Below are 9,630 nucleotides of genomic sequence, written 5' to 3'. Positions count from 1 at the left end.
AGAATGCACCACCGATTGAAGCTAACAGCCGTCTCGTTAGCATCCCTGATTTCGTTTGATGTGCCCGCGCAAACAGCCCCCGATGCTGCGGCGCGTACCAACGCCGAACAGCAACAGCAGGTCGAGCAGCGACGCGACGCGCAGCAGCGTGCGGCGACAGTCGCCGCTCCCGTTGTACGCTCGACCGCCCCTGCCGTCGGGGAGTACCCCGTGCTGCCCGTCGAGACGCCGTGCTTTCGCATCGACACGTTCACGGTCGAGGTTCCCGATACGCTCCCTGAAGTTGTTCGTGTAAAGGGTGCGTCGGCGTTGCCGCTCGATCCGTTCGCATTCCTGCATGACTGGCTGCGCCATTATGAGGGGCAATGTGTTGGCAAGCAGGGCGTTGACCAACTGGCGAAGGGCTTGCAAGGCGTCATCCTAAGCCACGGCTACATCACGACGCGTGTACTCGTGCCGACCCAGGACCTCTCGAAAGGGGCGATGAAATTCACGCTTATACCGGGCGTGATCCGCAACCTGAAGTTTGCCGACGCCAGTACACGGGGCACGCTGAAAACCGCCTTTCCGGCTCGCGACGGCGACATCCTCCAGTTGCGCGACCTTGAGCAGGGACTGGAGCAGATGAAGCGCGTCCCGAACCAGGACGCCTCGATGGAGATTGTGCCCGGTACCGAACCCGGCCAGAGTGATGTCGTCGTCACCGTCAAGCGCACGAAGCCATGGTCGCTCGTCGTCTCAGCGGATAACTCGGGCGCTGACGCGACGGGCCGTTACATCGGCAACGTGTCGCTCGCGCTCTATAACCTCCTGGGCATCAATGACGTGCTTTCGGGCGGTTACAACCAGGATTTGCAGTTCGGCAACCACGACCTCGGTACACACGGCTGGAATGCCTCGTATGCGGTGCCGTGGGGCTACTGGACAGGCACCCTTTTCGGCTACACAAACACGTATTACCAGCAGATTGCTGGGGTCAACCAGACGTTTGTTTCGAGCGGAAACGCGCAGACAGCGGGTCTGAAGCTGGAGCGCGTCATTCGTCGTAGCCAGAACGATGTTTCGGGCGTCGAGTTTCAGCTAATCAAGCGCTTTGGCGCGAGCTTCATCGACGACACCGAAATCCCGCAGCAAAAGCGCGACAACACGTTCATCGAGGCCGGGCTGACCAATCGCCATTACTTCGGCGCAGCCCAGTTCGACGGCACGCTCGCTTATCGTCAGGGTATCGGCTGGCTCGGGGCGATGCCGAATACAGCGAGTGGGCCTACGTACTATTTCCACATGGCGACGCTCGACGCTAATCTCTCGGTACCGTTCGCCGTGGCCGGGAAGACGCTGCGCTATGTGGGCACGCTGCACGGGCAGTTCACCAACGACGAACTGAACTATATCGATGACCTGACCATCGGCAGCCGTTACACGGTGCGGGGTTTCAGCGGTGAAACGATGCTGGCCGCAGAGAAGGGCTTCTACTTGCGCAACGAACTCCAGTATCCGATTGGCCAGACGGGCCAGATGCTTTATGCGGGCCTCGACTACGGCCACCTCTGGGGCCCATCTACCGCGTTTCTTGCCGGGACACAGCTCGCGGGCGCGGTCCTGGGCTTCAAGGGTTCCGTGCCCTCGCGCCTGGGGGCATTTAGCTATGACGTGTTTGCCGGTACGCCGGTCTACGCGCCGCACGGTTTTCCCGCGCCGAGCGTGACGCTGGGCTTTCAGGTGACGGGACAATTCTGATGTGCGATTCACTGACCATAAGGAGCTAACAATGTTGACGAGCCGAAAATTTTCGATGGGTCTGATTGGCACCGCCGTTCTGCTGGCCGCGTGTGGTGGAGGCAGCGGCGGTGGCGGAGCATCAGGAGCGGATTCGTCGGCCGCCGCGGGCGCATCCTCACCAGGTGCGGCCTCTGCGCCTGACGCGGCGTCATCGCCGCAATCGACCACGTTCAACTGTCCGGTCAACTACAGTCGCCTCGATATCGCTCTGGGTACCGCTGCAGGCACGGCGATGACGATGGTCTCCAATGACAATATCGCAACCCTGAAATTCAATGCCCCCACGGGTGGGGTCACGCGCGCCTTGACGCTCTGCCTGGGAAAACCGGACCCGGTGCCCGCTGGCATCACGACGCCCTTCGCCTACGAAATCACGGAAGGCGGCTCTGGCGATATCACGCAGATGGACAGCCGGATGCTGACGTTCAATTTCTCGACAACGCAGACGGTGACGGGCACTCCCGCACTTGAACTGGCGACCGTTACGCCTGCGAGCGTGACCTACTCTCCGACAGTTCCAGGACCGCTGATGGCCGTCAGCCCGAATTACAGCGTCGCCGGCTCTCCGAACCAGGCGGGGCTGTACGTGGTTCGCCTGACGAAGTAAAGGACGAGTGGGCGACATACACGCTCTCGACAATAAGGATTCTCGGGCGGAGACCAACGTTCAACCGCCGAACGTCAAGAACCGTCGATATCTGCCGTCAGTTGGACCTGAATGAGTTTCGCAGCCTGATCTAGGTCACTGGCGCCGATGGCGGACGATTCTCCCATTGCAACGACGGGAGAATATTTAGGCGATGACCAGGACCAAACGGCGTCCACTCTCCCGCTACATGCCAGCTGCCGCTGGGATCTTGGCGTATTGCAACGCAACGGGATTTCCAACGGTTGACCTCCGACAGCGTATCCCACGCGCCGGGTTGCCTCCTGCCTGGCGTCGCAATCTGTGTCAAACTATTTTGTCGCAAGAGACCTGTGCCAGTTGATCGGCGAGGGGGTTGTGTCGAACTCAATTTCGAAGAGGCACTACCAAGCGCGCCGCCAAGTGTCTGATTCTGAACGTAACCTTGTGTCGAACTCTATTGTTTGCTCACAATTACGGCATGGGTGCCGCGCTAGCCGTTGGATCGATCGGTGACGCCGCGCTAGGAGTCTTGACCCTAGGAGAGGGCAAAGCTATTACGTCAGCAGCAAACGCGGCGGAACGAGCGATTGGTAGTGCTGTTGCTCAAGATACGGTTACAAGCGGTTCGACTTCGGGCAACGTACTGGGTTCATACACTGCGGTGAGCCCTGGTTCGTTAGATCCAGCAATCGCAGAAACCTTCGCTGGCGGCAACTACAGTGTCGTCCAACTGCAAAATGACACGGTTTTGTACCGTGCGGGCACCGCAGACAAGCCTCTTGGTCAGTTCTTTGACGTAACGCCACCCTCAGGCGTAGTACAGACAAGAATTGACAAAGCAGTCCTGCCGGTTTGGCCCGGTGGCGCAACTTCGCCAATCGACACGTCGTTTGCGGTTAATATTCCTGCTGGTACTCAGGTATATGTTGGGCAAGTCGGTTCGCAAGGTGGGTTCTATGTTGGAGGAACGCAGCAGGTAGTTGTTCTCAAGCCGTGGACGATTAACGGTGTGAAAGTTATCAATTCGAGTCCGTTGAAATGATCAAGACGCAAGATATAAAGCTCACGTTGGCAAGGATGTCCGAACTCCTCCGAATTGGAGGCGTTGAGGATTGGGCGCAATCTCTCGATAAGTTTGGCATCGAAATAGAGTGTGATCCAGATAGTGCTGTTTCCAAAATCCTAACCACGTTTGGGGGTATGGGATCGTTAAATGACATTGTCATTTATAGGGCTGGTCAGCCGCTGACGAAGGAAAACAACGAGTTCGACGCATTGAGGTCAAAGCTTTATTCCCTTTGCCACGGTTAGCAATTTCAAGCTTTCCTAGGTGATGAAAGTGAATGTACAACGCGATGTATGTATGCGTTTCGGCGCCGACTTCTTCGGTTGCGATTTGAGTTTGAAGGTGGGGGTCGCGAGAAACGTGCAGGATGGATTGCGGCCTCTAAACGGCTTACGCCTCCAGCCTGGAAATGATGTGTGTGGGTGGTATCTATGGGCAGGCGACGAGTTTTCGCATGCAGAAGATTTCTTCGTGCCGCTTCATGGGATTCATCTGAAAGAATGGGCTCCATTGGTTATTCCTTACCTTGGCTTGCCGCCTGGGTGGCGCTTTCTTATTACGGAGCAGTACGAGGACGCTTGGGAAGATCCACAATTGCTAGAGTCGGAATGATTTTTCAGATCGAAGAAATGCCCGACCTGAACGAGCCTAGCGCCACCCGGCTTCTTTCGACATTGAAGTCTGGATGATGTACCGGAATTGAATTCGTTCGGACTTCATCGAACTGAACAGGAAAAGTCATGTCAATTCTTGACGAAAACGTGGTCGATATTATCGGCGTTGATCCGAAGAAGGGACTTGCACGTTTAGTCATTGCCGATCATCTCGAATGGACCAATCCTGTAGAAGAGCATCTGCTTCTCCTACAGGAAAAAATAAACAGTTATCTTTGCTTTCTAGAGGGGGGGGAATTGCAACAGCACTACCCGGACTCGAAAGGATGTCGGTGCGAAATCGAAATCGCGATGAAATATGAACCATCGTCAGAAGCACTGCGCTTCATCGGAAAAGCTCGCGAGATAATTCAGGGTTCTGGATTCGATCTAACGTATCAAGTTAGCTAAATTTGTTGGCGCCTTTCGATGGAAATAACAACAAAAATCACAGGGTGTGGTCGTTCGCTCACACCCTCATCAAACGTTCACACATGAAAATTCGAAAGAGGCTGGCGGCCGCGCCGCTCACAGTCTTGGTATCTCTCGCTCAAGCGCAGCAGACCCCGCCCGATGTAGCAGCGGCGGCCCGTACCAACGAAGAACAGCAACAGCAGATCGAGCAGCGGCGCGACGCGCAGCAGCGCGCGGCGACTGTCGCCGCACCCGTTGTACGCTCGACTGCCCCTGTCGTCGGGGAGTACCCAGTGCTGCCCGACGAGACGCCGTGCTTTCGTATCGATTCGTTCACGGTCGAGGTGCCCGATAGGCTGCCTGAAGTTGTTCGTGTGAAGGGTGCATCGGCGTTACCGCTCGATTCGTTCGCATTCCTGCATGACTGGCTGCACCATTATGAGGGCCAATGTGTTGGCAAGCAGGGTGTTGACCTGCTGGCGAAGGGCCTGCAAGGCGTCATTCTGAGCCACGGCTACATCACGACACGTGCACTCGTGCCGACCCAGGACCTCTCGAAAGGGGCGATGAAATTCACGCTCATACCGGGCGTGATCCGCAATGTGAAGGTTGGCGACGCCAGCACACGGCGCACGCTGAAAACCGCCTTCCCAGCTCGCGACGGCGACGTGCTCCAGCTACGCGACCTCGAGCAGGGTCTGGAGCAGATGAAGCGCGTACCGAACCAGGATGCGACGATGCAGATTGTGCCCGGTACGTCGCCAGGCGAGAGCGATGTCGTTGTGACCGTCAATCGTACAAAGCCTTGGTCGCTCGTCGTCTCTACAGACAACTCGGGTACGGATGCAACGGGCCGCTACATTGGTAATGTGTCGCTTGGCTGTACAACCCGCTCGGCCTGAACGATGTCTTTTCGGCGGCCTACAACCAGGATTTGCAGTTCGGCAATCATGATCTTGGCACGCACGGCTGGAATGCCTCGTATGCGGTGCCGTGGGGTTACTGGACCGGCACGCTGTTCGGCTACACGAACACCTATTACCAGCAGGTTGCGCAGGCCAGCCAGATTTTCGTAGCGAGCGGCAATGCGCAGACGGCGGGCTTCAAACTTGAGCGCGTCGTATATCGTAGCCAGAACGATGTGTCGGGCGTCGAGTTCCAGCTGGTCAAGCGGTTCGGCGCGAGCTTTATCGAAGGCACCGAGATTCCACTACAGCACCGCAACAACACGTTCATCGAGGCGGGGCTGACCAACCGGCACTACTTCGGCGCGGCGCAGTTCGACGGCACGCTCGCTTACCGGCAGGGTATCGGCGGGCTCGGTGCCCAGTCCGATACATCAGGTGGGCCGACCTACCGCTTCAAGATGGCAACGCTCGACGCGAATTTCTCGGTGCCGTTCGCAGTGGCCGGTCAGCCGTTGCGTTATGTCGCCACCCTGCACGGACAGTTCACCAACGACGAGCTGAATTATATCGACGACCTGACCATCGGCAGCCGCTACACCGTGCGCGGGTTCAGCGGCGAGACGATGCTGGCGGCGGAAAAAGGCTTCTACTGGCGCAACGAACTCCAGTATCCGATCGGACAAATGGGGCGGGTGCTCTATGCAGGGGTCGACTATGGCCACCTGTGGGGACCATCTGCGGCGAATCTCGCAGGCACGCAGCTCGCGGGTGCGGCCATCGGCCTGAAGGGTTTGGTGCCGTCGCGTCTGGGCACGTACAGCTACGACGTATTCGCGGCTACGCCAATCTATGCGCCGCCCGGCTTTCCCGCGCCGAGCGTAACGCTGGGCTTCCAGATAACAGCGCAGTTCTGAAGGACCTGATAACGGGGTTTTCCGAAGATTGCGTTCTTCCCGACAGCATGACACGAAAGACCGCAAAACGCCCACGGCGTACGATGGAGATGTTGTTGCCGCTGCCGGCCAGCGTCGCGCTCGATCTCTCTCCCTGGAAAAAATGTGGCTCTGGCTGTCATTCACTCCCGACAGGGCGCGGCAGCGACGATGAGTTTGCTGCGGATGCATCATGCTCGGAGCCGGATGCGGGACAGCGGTAGGGCTGGCAGGTGCGGGGGGAGCAATTGCTCCCTGTCGGGCAGGTGGCATTGCTCGTCCGGGCATCTGGTATTAGTTAAGCGGCACCTCCTTCGAACGGGGTTTGCCTTTGACGTCGTCCGCGTCGTTTAGGTGCTGCCGTGGGACGCGGTTAATCATGCCGGCCCGACGGTTTACCTTCAGCCTGTACGAGTCGCCGGAGATCGGCAGGACGTGTACGTGATGAAGCAGCCGGTCGAGGAGCGTACTTCGAAGTAAATCTATGGTCCGCCCCAGATTTGCAACCCCATGTGCTTAAGGAGGGGTTGGCTCGCTCGAATCTATCCGGCGTCGTTGGTTGGGGCTGAGCCCCGCGCCATGATGAAGTTCGCGCCTGCAGCCCCCATAAAGTCGTGCGGCTTCGTGAACCTCATCACTTTCCGGGTTTTGCCGCAGGCCGGTGTGCCGTTCCGGTTCATCAGTGTCAGGCGTCGAAGAAGCCGAGGTGTTGATGGGTCTTTTCGAAAGGTTCAGGCCGGCAAGGCCATAGGTCCTGCGTTAAAGCTCCGCATGTGATTCGGGCCAGCTTGTTGGCCACCGCGCACGACAGACTCGAACCACAACGTGCCGGTCGCGCCAAACCTGTTGGAGCGCAACTTCACCGCGACAGCGCCGAATCAGATCTGGACGAGCAACATCACGTACGTGGCGAGGGCCAAAGGCTGGCTGTATCCGGCCGTCATAATCGACCTCTTCAGCCGGCAGGTGATGGGCTGGTCGATGCAGTCGCACGCAAAGGGAGATCCAGTTACAGACGCGCTGCGCATGGCATGGTTCCGGCGTCGCCCCAAAGCCGGCGTGATTGTGCATAGCGACCGTGGCAGCAATATTGCAGTGGAGTTTACCAGGACAGGCTCAAAGCGTGCCACATGCTTTCATCAATGAGCCGGCGTGGCGCTCGTTGGGATGATGCGCCGACCGAAAGACTCTGGGATTCGCTCAACGTCGCTCGGCTGCATGATCGGCACTTCGCGATGCGGCGTACTGCGATGAATGAAATCATCGACTGGCTTGGTTTTTACAATGGCCGCCGCCTTCATTCGACATTGAACTACGTTAGCCCCATAACGTTCGAGAAGAACTGGGCCGCCGCTCAGCGAAGGTAAGCGGCCTGATCGCTTCAGCTATGAGGTCCGTGAAACAGGAGCAAGGTCGATATTTCATCCGCTCAAGACAATATGCCTCTAAGTGGCGCGCCAGTACACCGTTACTGGGACGTCCCGTTTTAAAGTCATGATATTTGGTGACATCTTGTGAATGCCACAGCTATTCAAGATAGCGCGGCTTGGCAGGCTGTTAAGCTCGCGCCCCAGGGGTAAATTGACGTAGGCTTCGGCGGCCAGAGGCGAGTGCTCGGCGCCGAGTCCAGAATTACAAGGAAGGGAACAATACATGCGAATTTTTGTACGTGCAGTTCTTGTGGTTTGGGGCACCGTTCTCTTAACTGCTTGTGGAGGGGGATCTGGCAACTCAAGTTCGACGTCTCCGACTGGCCTGGCGGCAGGTTCCAGCATGACCATGATGGCAAATAGCTCGGTGAATGTACCTGCCGGGACTACCATTACTGCGCCGAACGGCACGATCATTACTGTAAGCGGGTCATCAGATACCGTCATTACACAGCCGGGCGCAGTTGTTAGAGTACCCGCCGGTGCAACAGGCCCGGCGAATGATATCGTCACAACCGGGTATGCATCCGGTAATGGTCTTTCGACGTCCGCGTTGTCGGTCACCAGCCTCGCCGGTTCCGCCACCACAAACCTGTATCCTGCCGACGGGACGGGAGCGGCCGCCATTTTGTGGGGCGGTGGCCATCTCGCAATGGATTCGTCCAACGACGTTATCCTGTCTGATAGAGGGAGTCTTCGGAAGGTCACGCAGGCAGGGGTGGTCACCACATTGACGACTCAAGGCTTTTGGGACGGCGTTGCAATCGACCCGTCTGGCGCCTTTTATGGATCGGGAAACGCGTCAGGAATTGCAACCCCGTCAGTTGTATGGCGAGCGTTATTGCAAAAGTTCTCGGCATCTGGCGCGTACCAGCAATTGTTCACGAACTGGGAAAGTTCAAGCACCAATACGTCAGACGGCTTCGGCGGCCTTGTAATGGACAGCAGAGGCGCTTTGTTTCTCGCGGACGCGGTAAGCAACCGTATCGTGAAGTTTAACGTCGATAGCAATACCTGGGCGATTTTTGCAGGCAGTGGCGCCAGCGGCAATCAGGATGGGCCAGGCACTGCCGCAACATTCACACTCGACCAGATGCCCGATCTTGCAATCGACAGTAACGACAATCTGTATGTAAGAAGTGCCGATGCCGTTCGAAAAATTGCCCCCGACGGCACAGTCACGACGATCGCCAGCCAGCTGCCAGCGACAGGTGCGATCGCCATCGACAAGTCGGGAAACATCTACACCGCTGGCTACCAAGCTATCATCCGTATTACCAGCGGTGGTAGCGTCGCGTCGTATCCGTTCACGAACACGACGGACTTCATTACCTCGCTTGTCACTGACCGCAACGGTAACGTTTATGCCGGTACGCGGGGCTTTGGAGCGCAAATCTTCAGGATCAATTTTGCCGACCAGTGATCTTGGCTGCTGACAAGCTGGGTCTCGCTGTTCGGGGGGGCTCGCTGACCTGCGCTGGTAACTGGTAGGCAGGGGCGTGGGTGTCGCCCCCACGTATCGCGCAACGTATTGGTCGTCGTAGAAGCGGGGTAGCGAAATGCTTGCTCCTGTCTGCAGTACCGCCGCCGAGCGCATGCGCGATGCGTTCGTCTCTCTGCTCAGGAAATGCCGGGGTGCTGCTCTCAACAGACGTTCGTTGCACAACCTGAGTCCGTTCGTTTCCCCCTGCCAACTGCTGCGTTTCCCATGCGTTGCGGGAGGGACGGAGATAGAGCAGGTACTACGCGGCACTGCTTCAGCGGGCGTGCCGCAGGGGCATTTTGGGGCTGTCCGCGAAGAGCGACGGGCGGACGGT

Annotated in this window: 6 protein-coding genes and 3 pseudogenes; 8 read left to right on the top strand and 1 reads right to left on the bottom strand. The window is 57.8% G+C overall.

The features are described from left to right. The first annotated feature begins 3 nt into the window (after positions 1-3). The 6 genes and pseudogenes from AAGS40_RS30440 (at position 4) to AAGS40_RS30415 (ending at position 6,365) form a co-directional block, all read left to right on the top strand. A complete protein-coding gene (locus AAGS40_RS30440) occupies positions 4-1,740 on the top strand; it encodes a ShlB/FhaC/HecB family hemolysin secretion/activation protein (RefSeq protein ID WP_345817717.1) in 1,737 nt (578 codons plus the stop codon). 31 nt (positions 1,741-1,771) lie between these two features. Continuing rightward, a complete protein-coding gene (locus tag AAGS40_RS30435; protein WP_345817716.1) occupies positions 1,772-2,389 on the top strand; it encodes a hypothetical protein in 618 nt (205 codons plus the stop codon). A 550-nt stretch (positions 2,390-2,939) separates the two neighbouring features. After that, a complete protein-coding gene (locus tag AAGS40_RS30430; protein WP_345817715.1) occupies positions 2,940-3,452 on the top strand; it encodes a hypothetical protein in 513 nt (170 codons plus the stop codon). 291 nt (positions 3,453-3,743) lie between these two features. Further along, positions 3,744-4,088 (top strand): hypothetical protein, encoded by a 345-nt coding sequence (locus AAGS40_RS30425; protein ID WP_345817714.1) that lies wholly within the window; start codon positions 3,744-3,746, stop codon positions 4,086-4,088. A 128-nt stretch (positions 4,089-4,216) separates the two neighbouring features. Then, a complete protein-coding gene (locus tag AAGS40_RS30420; protein WP_345817713.1) occupies positions 4,217-4,540 on the top strand; it encodes a DUF6572 domain-containing protein in 324 nt (107 codons plus the stop codon). A gap of 83 nt (positions 4,541-4,623) precedes the next feature. Then, positions 4,624-6,365 (top strand): annotated as a pseudogene (locus AAGS40_RS30415) (ShlB/FhaC/HecB family hemolysin secretion/activation protein). Between the two features lie 312 nt (positions 6,366-6,677). On the opposite strand, the pseudogene AAGS40_RS30410 reads toward AAGS40_RS30415, so the two are convergent. Continuing rightward, positions 6,678-6,860 (bottom strand): annotated as a pseudogene (locus AAGS40_RS30410) (ATP-binding protein); the annotation flags it as partial. A gap of 327 nt (positions 6,861-7,187) precedes the next feature. On the opposite strand from AAGS40_RS30410, the pseudogene AAGS40_RS30405 reads away from it, so the two are divergent. Both AAGS40_RS30405 and AAGS40_RS30400 read left to right on the top strand, forming a co-directional pair. Further along, positions 7,188-7,750 (top strand): annotated as a pseudogene (locus tag AAGS40_RS30405) (IS3 family transposase); the annotation flags it as partial. A 406-nt stretch (positions 7,751-8,156) separates the two neighbouring features. Then, on the top strand, positions 8,157-9,236 hold the full coding sequence (locus AAGS40_RS30400) for a hypothetical protein (RefSeq protein ID WP_345817712.1): 1,080 nt from the start codon (positions 8,157-8,159) through the stop codon (positions 9,234-9,236). Positions 9,237-9,630: the final 394 nt, after the last annotated feature.

This window comes from Paraburkholderia sp. PREW-6R, from assembly GCF_039621805.1.
Classification (GTDB): Bacteria; Pseudomonadota; Gammaproteobacteria; order Burkholderiales; family Burkholderiaceae; genus Paraburkholderia.
The sequence above is the reverse complement of the archived record's forward strand: the minus strand, read 5'-3'. Positions and strand labels throughout refer to the sequence as shown.